Annotated in this window: 26 protein-coding genes and 1 other annotated feature; of the genes, 3 read left to right on the forward strand and 23 right to left on the reverse strand. The window is 39.6% G+C overall.

Features of this window, described 5'->3' with window-relative positions:
- Positions 1-2: 2 nt before the first annotated feature.
- Positions 3-1,004: a Holliday junction branch migration DNA helicase RuvB gene (gene ruvB / locus ACFYKT_RS10955; protein ID WP_389219388.1), complete on the reverse strand. Its 1,002-nt coding sequence runs from the start codon at positions 1,002-1,004 to the stop codon at positions 3-5.
- 28 nt (positions 1,005-1,032) lie between these two features.
- Entirely contained in the window at positions 1,033-1,644 is a 612-nt protein-coding gene (gene ruvA / locus ACFYKT_RS10960) for a Holliday junction branch migration protein RuvA (RefSeq protein ID WP_389219390.1), read from the reverse strand.
- Between the two features lie 136 nt (positions 1,645-1,780).
- Here ruvA and ACFYKT_RS10965 point away from each other — a divergent pair, with 136 nt between their 5' ends.
- Positions 1,781-2,296 (forward strand): endonuclease, encoded by a 516-nt coding sequence (locus ACFYKT_RS10965; protein WP_389219392.1) that lies wholly within the window; start codon positions 1,781-1,783, stop codon positions 2,294-2,296.
- 47 nt (positions 2,297-2,343) lie between these two features.
- Here the strand turns inward: ACFYKT_RS10965 and ACFYKT_RS10970 are convergent, their stop codons facing one another.
- The 7 genes from ACFYKT_RS10970 to nadB all read right to left on the reverse strand — a co-directional run bounded on the left by ACFYKT_RS10970 (position 2,344) and on the right by nadB (position 10,234).
- Positions 2,344-2,811, reverse strand: coding sequence for a BofC C-terminal domain-containing protein (locus ACFYKT_RS10970; protein ID WP_389219754.1), 468 nt, complete (start codon positions 2,809-2,811; stop codon positions 2,344-2,346).
- Positions 2,812-3,036: 225 nt separating this feature from the next.
- Complete coding sequence (locus ACFYKT_RS10975; protein ID WP_389219394.1) at positions 3,037-3,759, reverse strand: YhcN/YlaJ family sporulation lipoprotein; 723 nt, start codon at positions 3,757-3,759, stop codon at positions 3,037-3,039.
- A gap of 103 nt (positions 3,760-3,862) precedes the next feature.
- Entirely contained in the window at positions 3,863-4,813 is a 951-nt protein-coding gene (locus ACFYKT_RS10980; protein ID WP_389219396.1) for a phosphotransferase, read from the reverse strand.
- A gap of 16 nt (positions 4,814-4,829) precedes the next feature.
- Positions 4,830-6,305: a SafA/ExsA family spore coat assembly protein gene (safA, locus tag ACFYKT_RS10985; protein ID WP_389219398.1), complete on the reverse strand. Its 1,476-nt coding sequence runs from the start codon at positions 6,303-6,305 to the stop codon at positions 4,830-4,832.
- Between the two features lie 305 nt (positions 6,306-6,610).
- Positions 6,611-7,717, reverse strand: a complete 1,107-nt coding sequence (nadA, locus tag ACFYKT_RS10990) for a quinolinate synthase NadA (protein ID WP_389219400.1) — start codon at positions 7,715-7,717, stop codon at positions 6,611-6,613.
- A gap of 119 nt (positions 7,718-7,836) precedes the next feature.
- Entirely contained in the window at positions 7,837-8,676 is an 840-nt protein-coding gene (gene nadC / locus ACFYKT_RS10995; protein WP_389219402.1) for a carboxylating nicotinate-nucleotide diphosphorylase, read from the reverse strand.
- On the reverse strand, positions 8,645-10,234 hold the full coding sequence (gene nadB / locus ACFYKT_RS11000) for an L-aspartate oxidase (RefSeq protein ID WP_389219403.1): 1,590 nt from the start codon (positions 10,232-10,234) through the stop codon (positions 8,645-8,647). The genes nadC and nadB overlap by 32 nt, the downstream gene beginning before the upstream one ends.
- Positions 10,235-10,390: 156 nt before the next feature.
- Between nadB and ACFYKT_RS11005 the strand changes: the two genes are divergently transcribed.
- Positions 10,391-11,536: an IscS subfamily cysteine desulfurase gene (locus ACFYKT_RS11005; RefSeq protein WP_389219405.1), complete on the forward strand. Its 1,146-nt coding sequence runs from the start codon at positions 10,391-10,393 to the stop codon at positions 11,534-11,536.
- Between the two features lie 57 nt (positions 11,537-11,593).
- Positions 11,594-12,133, forward strand: a complete 540-nt coding sequence (locus ACFYKT_RS11010) for a transcription repressor NadR (RefSeq protein WP_389219407.1) — start codon at positions 11,594-11,596, stop codon at positions 12,131-12,133.
- Between the two features lie 74 nt (positions 12,134-12,207).
- Here the strand turns inward: ACFYKT_RS11010 and pheA are convergent, their stop codons facing one another.
- The 14 genes from pheA to mreC all read right to left on the reverse strand — a co-directional run bounded on the left by pheA (position 12,208) and on the right by mreC (position 23,544).
- The gene (gene pheA / locus ACFYKT_RS11015) at positions 12,208-13,092 is read right to left on the reverse strand and encodes a prephenate dehydratase (RefSeq protein WP_389219409.1); all 885 of its coding nucleotides are present in this window, start codon (positions 13,090-13,092) and stop codon (positions 12,208-12,210) included.
- 134 nt (positions 13,093-13,226) lie between these two features.
- Positions 13,227-13,682 carry an ACT domain-containing protein gene (locus ACFYKT_RS11020; RefSeq protein WP_389219410.1) on the reverse strand — a complete coding sequence of 152 codons (456 nt, stop codon included), beginning with the start codon at positions 13,680-13,682 and terminating at the stop codon, positions 13,227-13,229.
- 24 nt (positions 13,683-13,706) lie between these two features.
- Entirely contained in the window at positions 13,707-15,002 is a 1,296-nt protein-coding gene (obgE, locus tag ACFYKT_RS11025) for a GTPase ObgE (RefSeq protein ID WP_389219411.1), read from the reverse strand.
- A gap of 59 nt (positions 15,003-15,061) precedes the next feature.
- Complete coding sequence (locus ACFYKT_RS11030; RefSeq protein ID WP_389219413.1) at positions 15,062-15,595, reverse strand: Spo0B C-terminal domain-containing protein; 534 nt, start codon at positions 15,593-15,595, stop codon at positions 15,062-15,064.
- A 264-nt stretch (positions 15,596-15,859) separates the two neighbouring features.
- Positions 15,860-16,153, reverse strand: coding sequence for a 50S ribosomal protein L27 (gene rpmA, locus ACFYKT_RS11035; protein WP_389219415.1), 294 nt, complete (start codon positions 16,151-16,153; stop codon positions 15,860-15,862).
- A 1-nt stretch (position 16,154) separates the two neighbouring features.
- Positions 16,155-16,499 carry a ribosomal-processing cysteine protease Prp gene (locus ACFYKT_RS11040; protein ID WP_389219417.1) on the reverse strand — a complete coding sequence of 115 codons (345 nt, stop codon included), beginning with the start codon at positions 16,497-16,499 and terminating at the stop codon, positions 16,155-16,157.
- Positions 16,500-16,510: 11 nt separating this feature from the next.
- The gene (gene rplU / locus ACFYKT_RS11045; RefSeq protein WP_389219419.1) at positions 16,511-16,819 is read right to left on the reverse strand and encodes a 50S ribosomal protein L21; all 309 of its coding nucleotides are present in this window, start codon (positions 16,817-16,819) and stop codon (positions 16,511-16,513) included.
- 13 nt (positions 16,820-16,832) lie between these two features.
- Positions 16,833-16,929: a sequence feature (ribosomal protein L21 leader region), on the reverse strand.
- Positions 16,930-16,978: 49 nt separating this feature from the next.
- The gene (locus ACFYKT_RS11050; protein ID WP_389219421.1) at positions 16,979-18,445 is read right to left on the reverse strand and encodes an Rne/Rng family ribonuclease; all 1,467 of its coding nucleotides are present in this window, start codon (positions 18,443-18,445) and stop codon (positions 16,979-16,981) included.
- A 22-nt stretch (positions 18,446-18,467) separates the two neighbouring features.
- Entirely contained in the window at positions 18,468-19,334 is an 867-nt protein-coding gene (locus ACFYKT_RS11055; protein WP_389219423.1) for a M50 family metallopeptidase, read from the reverse strand.
- The gene (locus tag ACFYKT_RS11060) at positions 19,327-20,109 is read right to left on the reverse strand and encodes a peptidoglycan DD-metalloendopeptidase family protein (RefSeq protein ID WP_389219424.1); all 783 of its coding nucleotides are present in this window, start codon (positions 20,107-20,109) and stop codon (positions 19,327-19,329) included. Before ACFYKT_RS11060 ends, ACFYKT_RS11055 begins: the two co-directional genes overlap by 8 nt.
- A 303-nt stretch (positions 20,110-20,412) precedes the next feature.
- Positions 20,413-21,216, reverse strand: a complete 804-nt coding sequence (gene minD, locus ACFYKT_RS11065; protein ID WP_389219426.1) for a septum site-determining protein MinD — start codon at positions 21,214-21,216, stop codon at positions 20,413-20,415.
- Position 21,217: 1 nt separating this feature from the next.
- Complete coding sequence (gene minC / locus ACFYKT_RS11070; protein WP_389219428.1) at positions 21,218-21,895, reverse strand: septum site-determining protein MinC; 678 nt, start codon at positions 21,893-21,895, stop codon at positions 21,218-21,220.
- Between the two features lie 252 nt (positions 21,896-22,147).
- Positions 22,148-22,663, reverse strand: coding sequence for a rod shape-determining protein MreD (gene mreD / locus ACFYKT_RS11075; protein ID WP_389219429.1), 516 nt, complete (start codon positions 22,661-22,663; stop codon positions 22,148-22,150).
- A complete protein-coding gene (gene mreC, locus ACFYKT_RS11080; RefSeq protein ID WP_389219430.1) occupies positions 22,660-23,544 on the reverse strand; it encodes a rod shape-determining protein MreC in 885 nt (294 codons plus the stop codon). The genes mreD and mreC overlap by 4 nt, the downstream gene beginning before the upstream one ends.
- Between the last annotated feature and the right edge of the window lie 43 nt (positions 23,545-23,587).

Below are 23,587 nucleotides of genomic sequence, written 5' to 3' on the forward strand. Positions count from 1 at the left end.
ATTTACGTTTTTGGAACCGTCATCTGAAAATGCCGGTACACTGATTCTGTTACAATCCTGCCTCTTGGCGTACGCTGAAGAAAACCAATTTGCAATAAATAGGGTTCGTAAACATCTTCAATTGTATGTGATTCTTCTCCAATTGTAGCCGCAATTGTTTCCAAACCAACTGGTCCCCCGCGATATTTCTCAATTATCCCTCTTAATAATTTATGGTCAATATGATCAAGCCCTAAACGGTCTACTTGCAAAAGCTCTAAAGCTTCGTTAGCCAACTGTTCATCGATTGCTCCATTTGCTTTCACCTGAGCAAAATCTCTTACTCTCCTAAGAAGCCTATTCGCAATTCGCGGTGTCCCTCTAGATCTTCGCGCCACTTCCACAGCAGCCTGATTATCAATGACTGTATCTAATACTTCAGCTGTTCGCATAACAATATCCGTCAGCTGTGTCTCATTATAGTATTCTAACCGGCTAAGCACACCGAAACGATCCCGTAAAGGCGCAGACAAAGAACCTGCCCTTGTTGTCGCCCCTACAAGAGTGAAAGGAGGAAGATCAAGCCGGACAGATCTAGCACTCGGCCCTTTACCGATCACAATATCCAGGCAGAAATCCTCCATTGCAGGATATAATACCTCTTCTATTGTTCGCGGCAGCCGATGAATTTCATCGATAAATAAAACATCGCCTGGTTCTAATGCTGTAAGAATAGCTGCTAAATCACCAGGTCTTTCGATAGCTGGACCAGCAGTCGTACGAATATTAACACCCATCTCATTAGCGATAATTGCAGCAAGAGTAGTTTTCCCAAGCCCAGGCGGCCCATACAGCAAGACATGGTCAAGTGTTTCCTGCCTTAGCCTCGCTGCCTGAATGAAAATCTCAAGATTCTCCTTTACTTTATCCTGTCCGATATATTGCTTTAAACTTTGAGGACGCAGGCTTTGTTCAAAAGAGATTTCCTGAATGTCAGCCTCGCCGGAAATGATCCGCTCTTCCATTAATTATCACCGCCTCATATATAAACGATTATTTTAAAAGTCGCTGCAGCGCTTTTTTTATGTATTGGTCTGTTGTCAGTTTTTCCTTTTTTAATTCTGGGGAGATCTTCTTAATTTCCTTTTCTGAATAGCCAAGTGCTTGTAAGGCAAGCATTGCTTCTTCAAAATCAGCCATATTCTCGCTCTCAAGCGGGCGTATTTTATCAGCAGAAAATAAATCCGGAAAGAAGTCGGGGACGATATTCTGCAGCTTTCCTTTTAAATCAAGGATAATTTGTCTTGCTGTTTTCTTTCCTACCCCAGGGAATTTAACGAGAAACGCTTCATCCTCATTTTCAATCGCTTGAACAACTTGCTCAGGCTCACCAGCAGCAAGGATTGCCAACGCACCCTTTGGACCAATTCCCGTTACATCCAAAAGCTTGATGAATAGTGTTTTTTCTTCTCTTGAATGAAAACCGTATAAAGCCATGAAATCTTGCCTAACATGATGATAAGTAAAAATCTTGACTTCTTGGCCGCTTACCTTTTGAAAGCTAAAAGGATTGGGTGTTGAGATTTGAAAGCCAACCCCATTATTTTCGATTACAACAAACTCCGGTCCAATATATTCGACCCGGCCTTTAATAAATTCAAACAAAACACTCGCTCCTCTGATTTGCTGTACCTCATTGTACCATACTTTAATTTAGGTTCGTAGAAAAAAAGGTTGCAAAAATAGATTATTAAAATTTATAATTGAAAATGTTTTCAAAACATCATTGGGGGTCAAAAGAATGAAGAAACTATTAGCTTTATTAGCAATTTTCTCACTTTTATTTGCTGTCACTGGCTGTTCCTCTTCTAAAGAAGAAACGGCTGAAAAAGATAAGGTAGAAAAGACTTCAGAATTAACGGATTCAGTTAAATCAAAGATGTATAATTCAGTACGAGTTGCCGAACTAAAAGTTAATGAGGTTTTCCATAAAGAGCTTGCTGCTGATGAAGAAACACCTATTATTAACGCAAGTTTCTCTGATGAAAATGATGCCATTGCGTTTTTATCTAAATATTATAGTGAAGAAGTTGCAAAGGATATTTATACACATTATGCGACCGGCGAAAAAACAGCAGAAGGTCAAATGATTATTAATGCAGAAGCCTACTTTAACCCTTCTTTCTTAGATACGAATCAAGAAACCGTTACCATTGAAGGGGACGAAAATAAAGCCACAATCAAGACAGCAGAGAATGTCAGTTATCAGATCGAATTAAAAGATGGAAAATACATTATTACAAGTGTAGAAAAGTAAAACAAAGAAGCTCCGGTGCCTAAAACGGCTACTGGAGCTTTTACTCTTTAATTCGCTAGTTTCTCTTCTTTCGAATAAGATTTAAACGTTTCGAGTACTTCCACATAAGTTTCTTTCGACTTGATCGGAATGCCTTTTTTCAACTCTTCACATTTTTTACTTTCAAGCCGCCCTAGGTCTATTTGAAAAAAAGATTGAATAATATTTGTCTTATGCGGCCGCCCGTTAAAAATGGTCAGCACTCCTTCTTCCGTAACCCCAAAATATCCATTCGATTTTAATAATGGGGAAATATCATCCATCTGCATCCGAAATACTACTTTGTCTATCTTGCTATCTATGAGCTGCCATCCATCGTATTTAGCCCAAAAGTCTGCCATCGACCAGATCGTTTCAGTTATAGACTCTTGACTAATCTCACCATCTACATATATCCGCTCCAAAATCACATGCATTTGCAGAGGATTCTTCTTTTCTACTTGATCGTTTGCTAATACAATACTTTCTCCACTCATAAATATATTCAAAGGAATAGGGAGAAAGGTAAGAGAGAGAAAAGCCACCAAACAAAAGAGTATGCTAGAAGCCTCATTGGTTCTCAAATTTGATCACCTCTTAAATAAATACAAATCTTTAAGCTTTATTTCAATATCTATTGTGACCATTTTTTTCAAGCTTATTCAATGCTCCTTTTCCCACACAAAAAGGGCAAAGCATTAAAGCTCTACCCTTTTGTTTTTCTAGTCGGTTAAGTTGCGAAACAAATTTTTGACATCAACATAAAGCTGATCCTTTGGACCGCCATCACGAAGGTCATTATCAATCACTTTCAAACGGTTATATGTGCTTTCATCTGTTACAACTTTACTTGTTCTTCCATTTAAATATGGCTGAACAGCCTGGCCAATAGCTGCTACCGTCTCGCTCTTGCGATTGGCATCTTGAATATTGGCAGCAATAATCACATGCTCCCCATTCACTACTGTTTGAACATCATTTACATTATTGACAGAAGCAGCAGCCCTATTAATGTTTTCAACCAACTTACCATGATAGGCTTCATAATAGGAATTTTTTGCTTTTCGCATATTATTGCCTAAATGGCTATGATAGTTGGCGTCATCTTCACTAAAAAGGTGATTTCCCTGTCCATCATTCTGATTATTATTTACGTTACGGGTGTTTACGCCATCATATGTGTTTGGACGGTTCGTTCTGCCATTTTGGCCTTCCATCCCAAACGTATGGTCCATCATCTCGGTAAATGGTCCATCATTGTCGGCTCCATCAAGAATTTGAGCATTGCCTCCACGATTCCGATGGTTTTCATTTGAATAATAACCGATTGGCTGTGCTTGATCTGTGTAGCGGTCCTGTGCTGCTGATTCATCATTTGTCCCGCAGCCAACTAACCCTAAAGACATGATAGCTGAAAATGGAAGTGCAACAAGTTTCTTGTTCAAGCGAAAACCCTCCTTCGCTAATCTAACAAGCATGAGCATTATGCTCATCAGTAGCTTGCCAATTAAGAAGGTTTTTCATTCCTAAAGTTATTACCAATCATGGCTATTGACCAACTCTTTTTTTGAGCTCCATGAAAAAGTTCTGCCTTTCCTGAAATTGTTTAACAGTTAAATCGAGTAATGCTTGAATTTTTGTTGGCTTTAAATAGTTTTTTTCCCGAATAGCCCGATTCCACTCTCTGAAGATATCTGTTGGAAAAGCAAGTGCATAAATAAATCCCTCTTCATCAAGAAAATCAGCCAATTCTTTATAATCGGCTAGATCTTCAAGTGACCAATTAATAAAGGGAAGAATCCGATTGGCATACTGAAGGTAATCAGAACGTGGGTTTCCTAAGCTAATGAGATCAAAATCAATTAAATATACATCACCATTCTTTGCTCGCAAAAAATTATGATGAGCCACATCCCCATGTAAAATGACCTTTTTGCCATTTTCAAATATATATGATTCCTTCTGCATCCCTTTTAAAGACCAATCCGCCCATAGAAGCCATTCATTGACCATTTCCTTTTGAATAAAATAACGAATGACAGGAAGATTATTTAGAAAGATAGCGGTACGCTCTTGCCATTTTTCTATATGATTAAAGTGAGGTACAGCCATCTGAAATTGACCCGTTAATTTCTCAGTCACAGCATGAAAGTGGGAAAGAATCTCTAGGCCCTTCAACCGGTCTTCCTGCTTCTGAAATGTAAATGTATTGGTTGAAGGATGAATGTATTCCAAACATCCATAATAGGTTTGATCAAACAGCAGCGGAGGTTCTTTCGCTAATGGATAAAAAGTATATGTTTGATTAAATCCTTCCTGATGTAAAGAATCAGAAAAACTATCTTGTAAAACGAACTGATGATATGAAAAAAATCCTTTTAATATGAAATTAAATGTATCCGCTTTTATTCGGTAAACCTTATTTTTAATTGGCACAATCTCCTCAATCGGAACAATCAGCTGTTTTTGTAAATAAGAGAAGAGACGATTCTGAAACAAATCGTCTCCTCCATTTTTAAACGTCAAACTCACTGCTTTCATCAAAATTCCGCGGCATTCCGAACGCTTGCCCGCCCATTGGACCATAGCCATACGGGTTCATCATAGGTGGCTGGGCAAATCCCATTTGCTGTCCGTATGGGAAGCCTCCATATCCGCCTGGTGCAAATCCTTGGCCATATCCATACGGAGCCATCTGTGGTGCGCCGCCTCCACAGCCACAATCTGCCTCAGCTCCCTTTACTCCTTCTGTTGGCATTAATGGCATTTGACTTTGTGTTGGCATTAATGGCATTTGGCTTTGTGTTGGCATTGCAGGCATTTGGTATTCAGTCGGCATTAATGGCATTTGAGCCATTTCAGGGGATTCATCCATTACTCCCTGTACTTGCCCCATTTGCGGAAATCCGTATGGCATTTGCCCATATGGGATTGGTCCACAAAAACCTGATCCAGGCATAACAGGTGATATAGGGAACAATTGCGGCGGACAAGGACAAGGGCAAGGATAGAATGGCTGCTGCATTACTGGAGCTGTATAGGTTGGCTGAAGCGGCAATTGCTGCTGCCCCATATCTTGCGCACCCATTACAGGCGCCGGCATTTGTGCTTGTGCTGGCTGCTGCATATGCGGCATTTGGTGCTGTGAATGATGCGGTAACTGATGCATTGGCATAAATGGTGGAGATTCCTCATAACCAGGGCTTTCTACCCCCGCTAATCCATAATTTTGATATGGCATTGGATTCATCGGCATATTAGCTGCTCCTTGGACTTGTGGAAAGGCCATTTGCTGTGGGAAACCACCTTGTTGACCAGAACCAGGCATTCCTTGTGAAGCAGGATATAAATTATTTGGGTAATATGGATACATCGGTTGTTCTTGACCCCCTTGTTTTATTTCCTTAGGTAATTCTTTCTTAACAGCTTTTGGCGGCTGTTTAGCAATTGGTTTTACTTCTGGAAGTATATTTACTGGCTTTGGCGGCAACTGTGGTGCAGGCTGCTGCACGGATAGATTAGCCATATTCATCATATAGTAATTATTGATATCAATCTCAGGCAGGATCGGTTTTGGCATTTTCGGAATATAAGGTTTTTTGGGCACTTCTTTCGGAATTTCTACTTGTGGCGCTGTTACTTTTGGTACCTCTTTCTTCGGTGGTACTTGCACCGGTTTTTCTTTTACCGGCACTTCTTTTGGTGCTTCAACCACAGGCAATGTAATCGGTTTTTCTTTGACAAAAGGATGTTCTGCTTTTGGCATCTCTTTTTTAGCACCCATATTGACTTTTGTTTCCGGCATGCCTCCAATCGGAGCTTCCTTCTTAACGGATCCTCCTGCTCCAGGAACTTTTATTTTCATACCGGGCATAATCATATCAGGGTTGCTGAGCTGTGTATTCATCTTTTTCAGCTCTTCAAAGTTCACGCCGTACTTTTTGGCGATCTTCCAAAGAGTATCCCCTTTTTGTACGATATGGATCTTCACTCTGATCCCTCCTACTATTCATAAGGTGAAACTTCCATCAGTGGTGTTTTTTCCACTGATGGCTAGTTGAACCAATCGGGCTTTTACGGGCAGTTCATCCCAAGTTTCCCCTCCGATTTCTCTATATTTTCAAATTGAGATTTGCAGCCCGTTAATCTGCGATAAGTCCATATAGTGTATGTCGGAATGGGCAAATTGCTAACACTCTACACAAAAACTTATGCAATTCTTTTTGAGAATATGTTTGGACAGCGTGTCATCAGAGGGTTTTAAATGGAAAAAAAAACCTCCATGACTGGAGATTTTTAGACACGGGCAAGCATTTTTTCCAACGCCAGCTTCGCAAATTGAGCATCTTTTTTGTCTACATCTATAATGTTATTGGATTCACCTTGATCAATCGATTCTAGACACCATGCTAGATGCGGAAGATCGATCCGATTCATTGTCAAACATGGGCACATATGTGGATTAAGCGAAATGATATGCTTATCTGGATGCTGCTGAATGATTCGATTAACAAGATTCATTTCCGTGCCAATCGCCCATGATGAGCCTTTTTCCGCATGTTTAATGGCTTCGATAATGTAATTTGTAGATCCGGCCATATCTGATAAGGCAACGACTTCTCTTGTGCATTCAGGATGAACGATAATTTTCATTTCTGGATAATTGCTGCGCACATCTTCTATATTTTTCACGTTGAAATTTTCATGAACTGAGCAGTGGCCTTTCCAAAGAATGACTTTAATCTTTTCTACTGGACCATCATATTCCAATTCATCATTGATTGGATTCCAAACAGCCATTTCATCCAGCCCAATGCCTAAATCATAGGCTGTGTTCCGGCCTAAATGCTGGTCAGGTAAAAATAAAATCCGTGGCTTCTGTTCAAATGCCCACTTTAGCATTTTCTCAGCATTTGAAGAAGTGACTGTTGCACCGCCATGCTGACCAACGAAGGATTTAATTGCTGCTGTTGAATTCACATATGTTAAAGGCAGGATTGTTTCTCCGAAAATCTTCTCTAGCTTTTCCCACGCTCTTTCTGTTTGGTGCATATCTGCCATATCAGCCATTGAACAGCCAGCCCGCATATCAGGCAAATGAACCTTTTGATTTTCCTTTGTTAAAATATCAGCGGTCTCAGCCATGAAATGAACACCACAAAAGACAATATGCTCTGCCTCTTTATTTTCCTCGGAAAGCTGTGCCAGCTTTAAGGAATCACCTGTTGCATCTGCAAATTGAACGACCTCATCCTTTTGATAATGATGGCATGGAATAAATAATTTGCTGCCGAGCTTTCTTTTGATTGTTAATACTTTTCCCTCTAATTCTGCAGTAGTCATTTTGCGATACTTTTCTGGAAGAATATTTGATGTTTTATCAATTGTTTGGAAAATATTCATACTCACTACTCCCTTTTTTGTTTGAAATCTGGTGCATTTCATTTGGTATCTAGCATGTTTTGCAATTTATTGATCAACTTTTACATTTTATCGAGCACTTCAGCTTATACCGCACCAATTCATTCGCCAACCGTTACCTTTACGCTAATGTCTAAAGCTTGCACCGAATGTGTTAAGAAACCGAGTGAGATGTAATCAACACCTGTATCACCATAGCCTGCTAAATTATCTAAAGTAATTCCGCCTGATGCTTCTGTTATTACGCCTTCTGGTACATTTGAAATCCATTCCTTAATTTCATTTGGTGTTCGATTATCGAACATGATGACATCAGCCTTTGCTGCAATCGCTTCCATCATTTGTTCCTTCGTTTCTGTTTCTACTTCAATCTTCACCATATGCCCAATGTTTGTCTTTACGTTTTCTATTGCCTTCGTTATGGAGCCAGCAAACGAAATATGATTATCCTTTATCATTACTGCATCATAAAGCCCGAAGCGATGATTGAAGCCGCCCCCACATCGAACCGCATACTTTTCAAGCATTCTTAAGCCTGGAGTCGTCTTTCTCGTGTCACAAATCTTCGTATGTGCGCTATTCAAAACAGAAACAGCTTCCCTCGTTTTCGTTGCAATGCCGCTCATGCGCTGAACGAGATTCAGAATGACCCGCTCTCCTTTTAATAAATAGGAAACCGTTCCCTCTGCTGTCGCAATGGTCTGCCCTTTTTCAATTCGATCGCTATCCTTAACAAGTACATCAGTCTTAATTTCCTGATCAAGCAGGGCAAACCCCGTACAAATCACTTCTTCTCCGCAAAAAACACCATTTGCTTTGGCCAAAAAGACAATTTTCCCTCTTTGTTCTGGACCAAAGATACACTCACTTGTTACATCCTGATCACCAATATCCTCTAGAAAAAATTGCTCAAGTTGCAAGCGCAGCTTTAATTTGTTCATGCTTTCCATCCTCTCCTGATAACTGACATTGAATAATTTGCTTTCTAAGCCACTCCTGATTATTTTCAAATGGGTAGTCCTCACGAAAATGGCCTCCCCGGCTTTCTGTTCGTTTCAAGGCAGAATCAGTAACAAGCCATGCTGTAATCAGCATAAAAACTTGAGACATTTCTTCCCATGTTAAATGATCCAACTTTTCATTTGCCCAATCCTTCACATGATAGCTCTCCAGCCATGACTTTTGCTTCTTCAATCCTTCTCTTGTTCGTACAATCCCTACATGCTCCATCATTGAAGCTTGTAGCTCATTAACAACTGGTAATTTCCTTATTTCAGCAATCGGATTCTGGATTTTTACAGAAGAGAGACCCTGCAATGGCCGTTTAATGGCTTCGGCATTAATCCATTCCGCAAGCCTTTTTCCGAAAAATAGCCCTTCCAGCAATGAATTGCTTGCCAGTCGGTTCGCCCCATGCACACCTGTGCAAGCTGCTTCGCCAATGGCGTACAAGCCCTCGACACTGCTTCTTCCGAATAAATCAGTTTTTATGCCGCCCATTAAAAAGTGACTTCCAGGAACAACAGGCAGCAAACCAGTTTGCAAATCAATTCCGTTTTGCCTGCATAAATCTGTAATCGTCGGAAAGCGATTTGAAAAATCATTTACTGCTGAAATATCAAGAAAGATTTTCTTCCCTGTTTTTAAATAGCTGTAAATAGTTTGTGAAACGATATGTCTTGGCGCGAGATCAGCAAGTGGATGAATTCCCTTCATAATCGGTATGCCTGCCTCTGTAACCAGACGACCGCCTTCTCCCCTCACAGCTTCTGATACTAGCCCAACTGCTTTCCCTTTCGTATAAAGCAATGTTGGGTGAAATTGAATAAACTCCATATCAGCAATTTGTGCACCAGCCTGATAAGCAAGTGCAATTCCATCACCTGCAACGGTTTCTGCATTTGACGTATAGGCGTATAGCTGTCCACAACCGCCTGTGGCAATCACAATATGTTCAGAGAAGAAATAAACGATTTGGCCATCCAAGTCTTTGCCTTTTACACCAATACATCGTTTTCTTGCCTCATCCATTAGCAATTCATAAACAAACATATTTTCAATGATTTCGAGATTATTATTTATTTCAGAAGTCATAAATTGAATCATTGTTTTTCCGGTTGCATCCCCGCCCCCGTGAATGATTCGATGTTCACAATGAGCTCCTTCCATCCCAAGTAAAAGCTCACCCTCTTCATTCTTATCAAATGAGCACCCTCTATTTATTAGGTCTTGAATTAATGATGGTGCTTCCTTTGTCAGCTGATGGACAATGGTTGGATCATTATGGTATCTTCCTGCTTCAAGCGTATCCTCGAAATGCCTTTCAGGATGATCGTTTTTCCCGATTGCTGCTGCAATTCCACCTTGTGCAAGATAAGAATTGCTTTTATTCATATTTGACTTTGTGAGAATAATCACATTCATATCACGGCTAAGACTCTTTGCTAACTGCAAGGCCGCAATCCCACTGCCGAGAATAATGACATTAGCCTTATTCATTTTCACCCTCCTGTTTTTACAGGTGTCTTGACACTTATATTTACATAGTTTTAAACTTATGACAAGTGTTTTTAATAGATTTGTTATTTAGCTACTTTTCTAGCTAATTATTTTTTATACTTACAATAAGAAAACTTTGGAAGCTGGTGGAAATGAATGAAATATTTTGATTATGCAGCTACATGTCCTCTAGACAAGGATGCAGCAGAGGTATATGTAAAGGCAGCTACTGAATATTACGGAAATACACGCAGTCTTCATGATATAGGCAGTCAAGCCAATGAGCTGTTGGAAAATTGCAGAAGAGAAATTGCGCAATTATTAGGAGTAGTGAAGGAAGGGATCTATTTTACTAGCGGAGGCTCTGAAGGCAATTTTCTTGCCATTCATGCTCTTTTATCTGCAAAGAAGGGAAAGCACATTATTACAGGAATCGCTGAGCACTCATCGATCACAAGCACAATAGAAAAATTAACAGAGGAACAGCAGTATGAAGTAACCGCACTCCCTTTTAATCAACAAGGTCATATTGATATCGAGCAGCTAAGAAATGCTATCCGAAAAGATACGGCATTAATCTGTATCCAGCATGGCAATCCTGAAATTGGCACAAAACAGCCAATTGAGGAAATTGGCTGGCTCGCCAAAGAAAAAGATATTCTAGTCCACAGTGACTGTGTTCAATCATTTGGAAAAACAGATCTACAGCGGGTCGCTCAATCAGTTGATAGTCTTTCGATTTCAGGACATAAATTTTATGGACCAAAAGGGACTGGCGCTGTTTATATCCACCCACGGTTAAACTGGAATGGATATTATCCAAATGCTTCACATGAAAAAGGATTTAGACCTGGCACTTTGAATGTGCCTGCAATTGCAGCCATGACTGTTGCTGCACAAAAGGTTTATCAGAAGCTTGACCAGAACCATTCACATTACTATTTATTGCGCGAGACCTTTCTCAATGCACTTGAACCGATTAAGAACCAATTTGTTGTATATAAAACAGATGATTCACTCCAGCTGCCATCTACAATCGGCATGCGCGTTCTAGGGATTGAGGGACAATGGATGATGCTTGAGTGCAATCGCTATGGATTTGCCATTTCCACTGGAAGTGCCTGTCAGACAGGAATGAAATCCTCTTCGAAGACGATGATGGCACTTGGGGTATCAGGAAAAATGGCAAAAGAGTTTATCAGAATTTCCTTTGGCCTAGAAACAACGAAAGAGGATGCAAAAGAACTTGGGGAATCCATTGTTAAAATTGTTCAGACTACACATAACACTAATCCAGTTTAATTTCATCTTTCAATTATGTTAGAATTAATAATTATTGGGATGTAAGGGAGAAAAACTATGAAGGATCAGCGTAAGGTTCTCGGAGAAGAAAGAAGAGAGCTACTGCTCCAGCTCTTAAAAGAGAAGGGCGAGCCAATTACTGGCAGCGAGCTTGCTTCAATTACTAATGTAAGCAGACAAGTCATCGTTGGGGATATCACCCTTTTAAAGGCTAAAGGGGAGCCAATCATTGCAACGAGCCAAGGCTATATGCTGCTTATACAGGGTGGGCCACATACAACGATTGTCGAACGGATCATCGCAAGCTACCATCCGCCAGAAAGAACAGAAGAAGAACTGAATTTGCTTGTTGATCACGGAATTACTGTTAAGGATGTTAAAATTGAGCATCCGGTATATGGTGATTTAACAGCCTCCGTAATGGTTTCAAACCGGAAAGAGGTTGTACAATTTATGAAGAAAATCAAATCAACAAAAGCCTCTTACCTGTCAGAGCTTACAGGAGGCATTCATCTTCATACCATTTCAGCCGCAACGAATGAGAAACTAGACGAAGCAGTAGAAGCATTAAAACGAGCAAACTTTTGGATTGAATAACAGGAAAAGGGGCATTCCAAAGTCTATAATAGACTTATTGGACAGCCCCTTTTCTGCTATTTGGACGACAGCATTCAAGAATTCACATGAAGCGATGATTTCTCTGCCACCCCTAGCTGGTAATAGGGATAGCTTCCCAAAATTTTTACTTTGCAATCTAATGCCTCTAATTCTGCCACAACTCCCGGAATTAATATATCGTCTTGTTTCATATCGACATCGATTATAAAAAAATAATTTCCTAGCCCGGTTTTCATTGGCCTTGATTCAATTTTGGAGAGATTTAATTTGCGCCAAGCAAAAGCAGATAATACTTGGTGAAGTGCGCCTGCTCGATCCGATGGCAATGTAATCATCACAGTTGTTTTGTACCCTTTAAAAGAATTTTTCCTCTCACTTATAGGGATCTCCTTTTTTGAGAGGACAATAAATCGAGTATGATTATAATGAACATCATGAATATCTTCACGAACAATTGCAAGTCCATACTCCTTTGCTGCTAGCTCATTTGCAATGGCTCCCCCTCTTATATCTGGGTTACTCTTAATAAATTGGGCTGCAGCTGCTGTGGACGTCGTGTTTTCACAAGGAATTCCCTTCAGCTCTCTATGCAAAAATTTATGGCATTGAGCAATGGCATGGGAATGACTATAAATAATTCCCGTTTCCTTCCACAAATCCTTGTTCATTGGATGAACCATAAAATGCTGACGCACTGGTGATGTAACTTCTGCAATAATTGGTAAGTCCACTTCATGAACTAAATAATCAAGCGTAATATTGACAGACCCTTCAAGTGCATTTTCTAATGGCACAACCGCCATTTCTATTTCATCCGCCATTAATGCATCAAAACAATCTGGAATCGTTGCATATGGAACAGATTGTTCCTTTGGAAACATTTCGCGAACGGCAATATCTGTAAAAGTTGCTTTTGGACCCAAAAAACCTATTCTCACGGTAAGCCTCTCTCCCTTTAAAAGCACTCTTAAATCGTTTATTACACTTTATCACTTTAGATGATATATGTAAAAATATTTAGTTAATTTCATTGTTGCAAATAAAAAAAGGACTTAGCTCAGATGCAAATTCTTTATGCACCTGAACCAAGTACCTCAACTCTTTCAACAAATTCTAATCTTCTTAGTCTTGTTAATAATTCTTCAATCTCAATTTGCATTCCAGCTGTATTCAAAGAAAGAGTGACATTCGCTCTTCCAAGCAAAGGAATGGTCTGGTGAATGGTCAGCACATTGCATCCTGATGATGCTACCACACTTAATAATTGGGATAATGTACCCGAACGATCTTCTAAATAAAAAAACAATGTAATTAACCGTTCTTTAACCACAGTATGAAAAGGAAAAACAGTATCCCTATATTTATAAAAGGCACTTCTGCTTAAATCCACCTTTTGAGCGGCATCCCAAACGGATTCTGCTTTTCCTCTTTCAATCATTTCCTTTGCATCTAATGTCTTCTTCATTGCTTCTGGTAATACATCTTCCCGAACTAAAAAAAACTTTTTATCTAATTTCTCATGTCTCATTATTTCCCCACCTGCTCCTAGTGGTTACTCAATAAATTCAAATTCGTATTCAAGTAGCTTAACAATGTCTCCGTCTTTTGCACCTTTTTCACGAAGGGCATCATCGACACCCATCCCACGAAGCTGTCTAGCAAAGCGACGAATCGATTCATCTCTTGAGAAGTCAGTCATCTTAAAGAGTTTTTCGATTGCATCGCCGGAAACGATGAAGTTACCTGCTGGGTCTCTTGTAATAGTAAATTCCTTCTGCTCTGCTTCATGCTTATAAAGCACACGATGAACTCCTGTTTCTTCCTCTTCATTTTCTTGAAGAAGTGGGAATTCAGGTGTTTCTTCAATTTTATTAACAATCGCAAATAATAAATCCCTCAACCCTTGGCGTGTGATTGCTGAAATTGGGAATATTGGAAAATCCTCTTCCAATTGCTCTTTAAATTTCTGCAGATTTTCTTCCGCCCCAGGCATTTCCATTTTATTCGCAACAATGATTTGCGGTCTTTCAGTTAACCGTAAATTATATTCTTTCAATTCCTTATTAATGGTTAGGTAGTCTTCAAACGGATCTCTGCCTTCAACCGCAGCCATGTCAATTACATGAACAATTACGCGCGTCCGTTCAATATGCCTTAAAAATTGATGGCCAAGCCCTACTCCTGAGTGAGCCCCTTCAATTAATCCAGGAAGATCTGCTAAAACGAAACTGCGTCCATCTTCTGTTTCCACCATTCCTAAATTCGGTGCGATTGTTGTGAAGTGATATTCAGCAATTTTCGGTCTTGCAGAAGAAACCACTGATAAAAGCGTCGATTTCCCAACACTTGGAAAACCAACAAGTCCAGCATCAGCCAACAGCTTCAGCTCAAGGATGACTTCTCTTTCAATCCCTGGCTCCCCATTCTCAGACAATTCTGGTGCAGGATTAGATGGGGTAGCAAATCTTGAGTTTCCTCTTCCCCCGCGTCCACCTTTTGCAATAACGGCACGCTGACCATGCTCTACTAAGTCAGCAATGACTACATTGGTTTCTGCATCCGTAACCACCGTACCAGGCGGAACCTTTACAATCATATCCTTTGAATTTCTGCCATGCATATTCTTCGACATTCCATGTTCACCACGAGGGGCCTTAAAGTGGCGCTGGTATCGGAAATCCATTAAAGTACGCAAGCCTTCGTTAACTTCGAAAACAACATCTGCGCCTTTTCCGCCATCTCCACCTGCTGGTCCACCATTTGGAACATATTTCTCCCGGCGGAAAGCAACCATTCCATTGCCTCCATCTCCGCCTTTTAAATAAATTTTGACCTGATCGACAAACATATTATTCCTCCTGCCTTGGCTGTCTCATTTATCTTGAAGACAGCAAGAACTGATTGTTTTTACTTATGTAGAAAAAACTCAAACGAGAGCTCTTGATCTGTTAAAAGTTGAACATTGATTTGTGGAGCAGTAGATTTATTTTTGAAGAAGGCATCTACCTGATCCTTATTAGTTATTATTCCTCTAAAATCGAAAAAGAAACGGGTACCTTCTATTTGAGGGTCAATTGTCACAGATAGATGGTTCTCATAATATTGTTTAATGGATGAATTTAAGCAGGCAAAAAATGAGCTTGTCCAGTTTGCAAGCCATTCATCATCCAAGTAATCACATTTTGACCCATCCAGCACATCATATTCCAATTGAAACAAATGATTTTCCCAATTATATGTAAGAATCTGCGAGGCAAATTGAGGAACATTTAAATTAGTCAGCTTAGCTTCCTGCCTAGCTTCAGCAACAATATCATCTATAATTTCTTTTGCCCGATCAATTTTATTGAGGGCAAGATTCCCTTTAATTAATTGGATTTTATTTAACCAGTCATGGCGTGCGTATCTCAGCACTTCAATCATATTCCAGTCCTTATTCATACATGCACTCCTACACGGCTATTTTGTGAAGACTGCCTGATGTAAGTATAACAAAAAGATGAGAAGCCGTAAGCAATTTTAGGAAATAATTATTTCTAATTAAAATGTAGTTGGTAGAGGTTGATTTCCGCTCCAGGTAGCTCCAATCAACAACTAAGCTTTTTGCCAATAGTATTCATGGTTTAAAAACAACTGTCTTTTAGAGAAGCGTTTTAAAACAAAGAAAACTCTAACCTTAATGGTTAGAGTTTTCCCATCAATTGCTTATGCTTCTTGAGCTACAGGGTATACGCTCACTTGTTTGCGGTCACGGCCAAGACGTTCGAATTTAACAACGCCATCAACTTTTGCAAAAAGTGTATCGTCTCCACCTCTACCTACGTTCACTCCAGGGTAGATTTTTGTTCCACGCTGACGGTAAAGGATAGAACCACCAGTTACGAACTGTCCATCCGCACGCTTAGCACCTAGGCGCTTTGATTGTGAATCACGACCGTTCTTTGTAGAACCTACTCCTTTTTTAGAAGCAAATAACTGAAGATCTAATTTCAATAACATTTTATTCCACCTCCTGCTTTTTGAAGGTAATTTGTATATGCTGTCCGTATTCTTCTTCAATCGTTTTCAATGAGACAACCATTCCCTCAAGAAGAAGTTGAATTTTCTCATTTGCTTCATCCGAGAGATGATCTGGGATTACGCAGCTAAGAAATCCATCTTCCTTGTGTTCAATTAAAGGTGTGATACCAGTTAAGGCATGCACGGCATTAATTGCACCAACCGATACAGCAGATACGCCTGCACAGACGATATCCTTTCCTCGCTTGGCAAAAAAGGCATGACCGCTAATTGCAAAGGATTGAATCATTTCGGATTGATTACGAATAACCGTAATTTCAATCATCTCAGATTACCTTAAGCGTTGATTTTTTCAATCACAACTTTAGTGTAAGGCTGACGATGACCTTGCTTTTTACGATAGTTTTTCTTTGATTTGTACTTGTAAACAACGATCTTCTTTTGACGACCTTGTTTTTCTACTTTAGCTGTAACAGTAGCACCTTCAACAACAGGGCTTCCTACTTTTACACTTTCTCCGCCAACGAAAAGAACTTTCTCAAAAGTTACTGTTTCGCCTGCTTCTGCGTCTAGCTTTTCAATGTAGATAGCTTGACCTTCTTCTACCTTTACTTGCTTACCACCAGTTTCAATAATCGCGTACATGAACTGCACCTCCTCTTAGACTAAGACTCGCCATCTTCAGGCGCTTCACTCATGTGCAAATGCATCCTGAGTAAAATCTTACTACCTGTTCTGTGCGGTTGTAGCACGGGTGCGCTACAAACATAACATGAAAATACTATCATAATATGTTTAGTTGTGTCAATATACTTTTCTCTCTAACTCAAGCTTATTCCCAAACTGACGAATTTCGTAAAATGGCTTTTCAGCTTTGACTTTGGAAAACACTATTTCCATTCCTAGTAAATCTTCCATCCGCTTTCTATGTACATCTTGTTCCCCCGAGAAGATCTCTTCCACCTCTTCAGAAGCAAGGATGAGCACTGCTTCATAATCACTCCCACGAAGCTCCCATAGCTCTCTCTCTAGGCGGAATACAATCGTTTCCGCACTTAATATCCGTCCTGTTCCTTCACAAGTTGGACATTTAGTCATCACGCTTTCCGATAGGGCTGGCTTCGTTTTCTTTCTTGTTAATTGCAGAATGCCAAGTGGAGAAAATCCTATTAAATTGGTCCTTCGTTTATCTTTCTTTAATTCTGCTTCCATTCTTTTTAAAATAATCTTTTTGTCGTATTCCGCTTTCATATCAATAAAATCGATTAAAATCATGCCGCCAATATCTCGGAGTTGAATCTGCCTTACTGCCTCCACCGCAGCCCATTCATTCGTTTTTAAAACGGTTTCTCGAAGATTAGTCTTCCCAGAGAATTTCCCTGTGTTCACATCAATGACTGTAAGAGCTTCTGCTTCATCAATGATTAAATACGCTCCATTCTCAAGCCAAACAATTCGTTTCAATGCTTTTTCAATTTCATGTTCAAGACGATATGCAGAAAAAATACTTTCCTTTCCCGTATATAGACTGACAGGGAGATCGGTATTTTTTTGAAGATACTCTTTCGCGCCAGCATCATCGACAATAATTTCGCCTTCATCAAGGTTTTTTATCTCATCCAGTATCTCATCAATAAAAGAATGACAGGCAAGCACAAGTCCAGGCTTCTTTAGCCCACTGGCCTTTTGTAGTATTTCTTCATAGTTAAGGCGCAGCCGCTCCATTTCCGCTATTAATGCCTCATGTGATTGATTCTGGGACGATGTCCGAAAAACGATACCCTCTGCTTCCTCTTTCATTTGATAGCCAAATTGACGCCACTCTTCTCTTATACGATCATTTTCAAGTTTCTTTGACACAGCTACATATCTGCCTTGTGGCATATAAATCAAATGATCCCCTTGTAATTCAATTACACCAGTAAGCCTTGGGCCCTTTGTACCTGCCGCATCTTTTTCAACTTGAACGAGAATCCTTTGTCCCTGATGAACGTAGGAAGAGATGCTATTGGAAGCCTTCACTGATCTTTCATCATCAGATAGAACAAATGAAGCCAGCTTATCTCTGTGTAAATATCCACTCTTCTCTTCCCCGATTGCCACGAATGCAGCATTCATCCCTGGGAGTACCTTCTCAACAATTCCTAAATATATATGACCAACAGACGAATGCTGTTTTGGCTGATCAATCACCAATTTTTCAACGATATTGTCTTTTAAAACGGCATACCGTTTTTCCCTTGTGATATGATTAATGACAAATGTTTTCAATTTACTTCCTCACTTTTAAAATTTAATACATATATAGCAAGTCCCCAATGCGTGCTGTCACAATCTTTTCTGTAAAATAAGCATGCAATAGCTCATTTTCATCTAAAGAACCTTTTTCCTTGCCATCCTTTTCGATAATAATCGGATGCTTATATCCTCTCCGGAATTTCTCCAGTACATGAATGACCATTTCCTCTTCCTTTACGATAAGAGGTTTAAGCGTACGAAAGCTATGATTCTTCCCATAATATCTTTCAAGCAGAAATCGAATAAACACATACCTGCTTTGCTTCCATTCATGGTAAAGAGAGAATAGCAAAAATGTGATAACCACCCAAATATTTAAGTTTAAAGGAGAGAGGAATAAAGTCAACATAATAAAAACTGTGATGCTCCCGACAGATATTTGCATCACCTTCCGATGGGCGTCTGGAAATGCATGATAGAGAGACATCCAGAGGAAAATAAGCTTTCCGCCATCAAGTGGCCAAATAGGGAGCAAATTAAATAGTAAAATCATTAAGTTATATTGAATAAATAACAGAAAAATCCCCTCAGACATGAGTGACAGCTGAAAAAGAATATAGGCCAATCCCATCATCCAAAGATGCTGAAGCGGACCCGACAGGATCACGATCACCTCTTCCTTTAATGGACGGTTCCCATGCTCCTCCATTTCCGCAACCCCACCAAAGGGCAATAGCACAACTTTCTTTATCCGCCATGAAAAAAAAGAAGCTGCACCTACATGCCCCATTTCATGCACAAAAATAATCAATAGAAAAAGGGACAGCTCAATAAAATGGGCAGTCATAATGGCTAATCCAGCTACTACCCAGAGCAGAGGGTGAATATGAATATATTTTAACAATCCTGCGAATTTAATCAAATGGGATCACCTGAATTGGATCGATGAAATCATCATCCTTTTTGATAGCGAAATAAAAGGCACCTTTGCTTCCATCTTCAGTTGCACTTGAGGTACCTACTTCTGTTCCGTTTTCAATATATTCCATCAGATTGACACGAATTTCACCTAGATTGCCATACCAGGATTCACTATTATCTGCATGCTTAATGATCACTGTCTTTCCAAATCCCTCTTTCTTGCCTGCAAAACTTACAAGCCCTTCACTCATTGCCACAACAGCAGCATCTTTTCCAGTCTCAATCGTAATTCTTTGCCCATTTTTATTAAAATCCTCAAGAATTTTTGCTGATGCTGGTAAAGCATACTCGGTGTTAGGAGAAGTGTTGTTCTTGTCCACTTCTTTTGCTTCATTCTTAAATGGCAATAAGGCTAAAGGCTTTCCGAACTGTTCCTCATACCAATTAGACACCGCAACAAATTGAAAGTCCTTCTCCATTGATCCTTTTACAAAGTTCTTTGCAGGATCAAAGATGGAGGCTTCGTTTTTAAACATAATCGCGACAATCAGAAACAGACAAACAGAAGCAAGGATCTTAAATAAAAACCATTCTTTTCGGAATAAAGGATGGTCACCCTCCCCACTCTTCCCATCATAGGAAGACATTTTGTCAAACCCATACCGCTCTTCATCCTCTGCCCACCAAGTACTCTTATTTATCTGCTTGGTCATTCTTTCTCGCTCTTGTTTTCTTTTTGCGACTCGTTTCCGAATATCATCCGCTCTAGTCCCCATATTCTCACCCATCCCCCAACTATCATTTGTACAAGTCTATGATTTGTCCAAAAAGAGTATGACAACAAGAAAAGCGGAGGCGACTGGTCAGCCCCGACAAGCATAAGACGAGCTGGATGGAAGGTTGTTCTTTAACCTTCTAGCCAGCTTGGCTTATGACCTCGAGCCCCTAGCCGCCGGAGCTAGACAACAAAGAAAAGCGGAGGCGACTGGTCAGCCCCGACAAGCACAAAACAGGGGTGAGAAATGGGATTGAAGCTAAAAAGGTCAGGGAAGACTCCCTGACCTTTTCTACATCTATTATTATTTAACACCAAAAAACTTTTTAAGTTTTGAGAAAACACCTGGACTCTCATCTTCAAGTGGTTGAAGAGGAATCGACTCACCCAAAATTCGGCGAGCAATATTACGATAGGCAATGGAAGCCTTGCTGTTAGGATTTAATGCGATTGGTTCGCCGTGATTAGATGCTCTAATTACTTCATCGTCATCTGCGACAATACCGATTAAATCAATAGATAAATGGGCAGCGACTTCATCCACATCAAGCATGTCCCCATTTTTCATCATTTGATTGCGGATTCGATTAATAACGAGCTTCGGCGCCTCAACACCTTCCTCTTTTTCAAGTAACCCAATAATTCGATCCGCATCTCGGACAGCAGAAACTTCAGGTGTCGTCACGACGATTGCCTTATCTGCACCCGCTACCGCATTTCTGTAGCCATGCTCAATTCCAGCTGGGCAATCAATGATGACATAATCATAGTCTTGTTTCAATTCGGTAATTAATTCCTTCATTTGCTCTGGTGTAACCGCTGTTTTATCACTTGTTTGAGCAGCAGGCAGCAGATATAACATGTCTTCAAAGCGCTTATCCTTCACTAGTGCTTGATGAATTTTACAACGTCCTTCTAGCACATCAACCAGATCATAGATAATTCGGTTTTCAAGCCCCATCACGACATCTAGATTTCGAAGGCCGATATCAGTATCCACCAAGCAAACCTTTTTCCCCTGCAAAGCTAAGGCTGTACCTACATTGGCGCTTGTCGTTGTTTTACCAACCCCACCTTTGCCAGATGTAATCACAATTGCTTCTCCCATTCTAGTATCCCCCTTCCAATCTAGTTATATTCGGTCTAAGATGCATTAACACTTGTAATCTATCAATAGTAATTTGATCTGAATCGTTTATGTAAGCACATTCCATTTCTCTTTTTTCATCATCCTGGTATTGATCAGGTGCCCGAGTTATACAATCACTAATTCGTATTTGAGACGGCTTCATGGTTGATGCTGTAACAATTGCTTCTTTATCCCCATAGAAGCCAGCATGCGCAATTCCTTTTAATGCACCCATAATAAATATGTTGCCGCCAGCAATAACCGTACCTCCTGGATTCACATCACCAACAAGCAGCAAATCACCAGGTACTTGAAGAACCTGTCCTGAACGAATAATTTTCGCAACAGAAATAATCTCATTTTCCTTTTTTATCTTCTCAGCTTCTTCTTTAGTTATCACATTCGAACTAATTGAATCTACAACAAGATTTTTCTTTTGTCGAACTAAATCCTTTAATTCTTCTTCCTGTTCATCAGTTAAGTATCTGTTGCCAACCTGAACATGGACGGAAATTAAGCGATCTTCACGAGACCTCGAACTCTCCGAAAGTTTATGATCTAATTCTTTCTTCAAATCTTCATAGGAACAGGAATCATCAAGATGGAGCGTTAGACCATCCTTCGTTCCTTTTATCGTTACATTCTGGAATTTCTTCATGTCAAGTTGTTCACCCCATAAGAAAAAACATTGAACACTTTTTCTAAAAGTCAGAGGGAAGACGGCTGTTAAAGAAATCATCAAGTGATCCGAATTCCCTCTTACCTCAACTATATTTTACTACAATTCGACAGGAACATTAAAAAATCCTTTTTTTCGTCATCTAATTTGTCCTAGTTACACTAAAATGAATGAAGAAATAAAATCAGTCGGATACAAGTTTAACCCCATTTATGAAACTTTGCTGTGTTTTTAAACATCCAAGCTGTTCATCAACTTTTCATAATGCCTTTTAAGCGGATAGACAGCAATAATAATAAAAATAAAATTCATTATGGACGTGGGTAATAGCCGATCAGATCCGAAAGTAGATAAGTCCATATTCGTTCGATTAATTAGAAAATTCATTTCATATGAGCCTAGCTCCAAGAGCATGACACCTATTATTGTGATAAATGAAACCATCACGATATTCGTTTGGACTATTTTCATTAACTTGTAGCATATGTATGTAACTAGCGGAAACAAAAACAGATAAATACCGATGATTTCCGTATAGACAATATCGAATAATAAGCCAAAGAGTAAACCATAAAAAATACCATAATTCTTCGGTCCATAAATGGCAAGGAGGATAATCACAGCTATCAAAAAATGAGGTACAAGGATATAGTTATCTCCAAATACCTTTGGTGGCACTAACTCCACAAATATACTTTCCAAAATAAAAAACAGCATGAGCAGAAAAGGAAGAAGGAATTTTCTCACAGTTCCTCCTCCTTATCGTCAATCATCTCTTCTAAATCTGGTTGTCTCATGCCGCGTTTCACTACCATAACATGTTCAATATCATCAAAATTCGCACCTGGTTCTACATAGGCTGTTTGAGTTAAGCCATATTCAGCAGGGACGACCTCTACCACTTTCCCGATAAGAAGACCTTTAGGGAACACGCCGCCTTTCCCAGAGCTGATGACACTCTGATCCTTCTTAACCTTTGCATCCGATGGAATTCGCTTCATCATTAAAAGCCCTTTTTCATCATCATACCCTTCAATAAAGCCAAAAACACTTTCACCATCTGACTGGATTTCAGCAGAAATACGATTCGTAGGATCCATTGAACTCAGCAGCTGTACTGTAGAAGTAAAAGACTCACTGTTTTTTACCTTTCCAATTAAACCATTAGCTGTAATAACAGCCATATTCTTCTTGATTCCATTTTTTGACCCTTTATTAATAATGAGCAATTCCGTCCATTTATCCGGATTTCGTCCGATAACTGTTGCCTGTTTTGGCTCAAAAGCACTTAATGAATCTTTTTTATTTAGAATTTCGCGAAGCTCAGCATTGTCTTTCTTCACCAATTGCACTTCAGATTCAAGACGTGCCAATTCATCAAGTCTTTTCTTCAGTTCTTTATTTTCCGTATATGTATCTTGTAAATCTTGCAGGTTTTCAAAAAAACCAGCAACATACTGAGTTGGGCGTGAAACAGCGGTTTGAACCCAGCCAACTGTATCTTTAATAAATTGTTCAGGCCAACTTAATTTAGAACGACCACTTAAAGAAAACCCAATCAATGCCACGAGAATAATAATACTGACAAGCAAAATTATCAGGCGTTTATTCAAAAAGAACTGTGGCATCCTTACACCTCGATTCTAGTAGCGAGTACCTGATTTCTATATT

Origin of the sequence: Cytobacillus mangrovibacter (genome assembly GCF_042865275.1) — a bacterium.
GTDB classification, from domain to species: Bacteria; Bacillota; Bacilli; order Bacillales; family Cytobacillaceae; genus Cytobacillus; species Cytobacillus mangrovibacter.

Bases quoted from the DNA above. Each gene is read 5' to 3' on its own strand.
- ruvB (WP_389219388.1), bottom strand. From the start codon at position 1,004: ATGGAAGAGCGGATCATTTCCGGCGAGGCTGACATTCAGGAAATCTCT.
- ACFYKT_RS10965 (WP_389219392.1), top strand. From the start codon at position 1,781: ATGAAGAAACTATTAGCTTTATTAGCAATTTTCTCACTTTTATTTGCT.
- ACFYKT_RS10970 (WP_389219754.1), bottom strand. From the start codon at position 2,811: ATGAGTGGAGAAAGTATTGTATTAGCAAACGATCAAGTAGAAAAGAAG.
- nadA (WP_389219400.1), bottom strand. From the start codon at position 7,717: ATGAATATTTTCCAAACAATTGATAAAACATCAAATATTCTTCCAGAA.
- nadC (WP_389219402.1), bottom strand. From the start codon at position 8,676: ATGAACAAATTAAAGCTGCGCTTGCAACTTGAGCAATTTTTTCTAGAG.
- nadB (WP_389219403.1), bottom strand. From the start codon at position 10,234: ATGAATAAGGCTAATGTCATTATTCTCGGCAGTGGGATTGCGGCCTTG.
- ACFYKT_RS11005 (WP_389219405.1), top strand. From the start codon at position 10,391: ATGAAATATTTTGATTATGCAGCTACATGTCCTCTAGACAAGGATGCA.
- ACFYKT_RS11010 (WP_389219407.1), top strand. From the start codon at position 11,594: ATGAAGGATCAGCGTAAGGTTCTCGGAGAAGAAAGAAGAGAGCTACTG.
- ACFYKT_RS11020 (WP_389219410.1), bottom strand. From the start codon at position 13,682: ATGAGACATGAGAAATTAGATAAAAAGTTTTTTTTAGTTCGGGAAGAT.
- obgE (WP_389219411.1), bottom strand. From the start codon at position 15,002: ATGTTTGTCGATCAGGTCAAAATTTATTTAAAAGGCGGAGATGGAGGC.
- ACFYKT_RS11030 (WP_389219413.1), bottom strand. From the start codon at position 15,595: ATGAATAAGGACTGGAATATGATTGAAGTGCTGAGATACGCACGCCAT.
- rpmA (WP_389219415.1), bottom strand. From the start codon at position 16,153: ATGTTATTGAAATTAGATCTTCAGTTATTTGCTTCTAAAAAAGGAGTA.
- ACFYKT_RS11040 (WP_389219417.1), bottom strand. From the start codon at position 16,499: ATGATTGAAATTACGGTTATTCGTAATCAATCCGAAATGATTCAATCC.
- rplU (WP_389219419.1), bottom strand. From the start codon at position 16,819: ATGTACGCGATTATTGAAACTGGTGGTAAGCAAGTAAAGGTAGAAGAA.
- ACFYKT_RS11060 (WP_389219424.1), bottom strand. From the start codon at position 20,109: ATGGGGACTAGAGCGGATGATATTCGGAAACGAGTCGCAAAAAGAAAA.
- minD (WP_389219426.1), bottom strand. From the start codon at position 21,216: ATGGGAGAAGCAATTGTGATTACATCTGGCAAAGGTGGGGTTGGTAAA.
- minC (WP_389219428.1), bottom strand. From the start codon at position 21,895: ATGAAGAAATTCCAGAATGTAACGATAAAAGGAACGAAGGATGGTCTA.
- mreC (WP_389219430.1), bottom strand. From the start codon at position 23,544: ATGCCACAGTTCTTTTTGAATAAACGCCTGATAATTTTGCTTGTCAGT.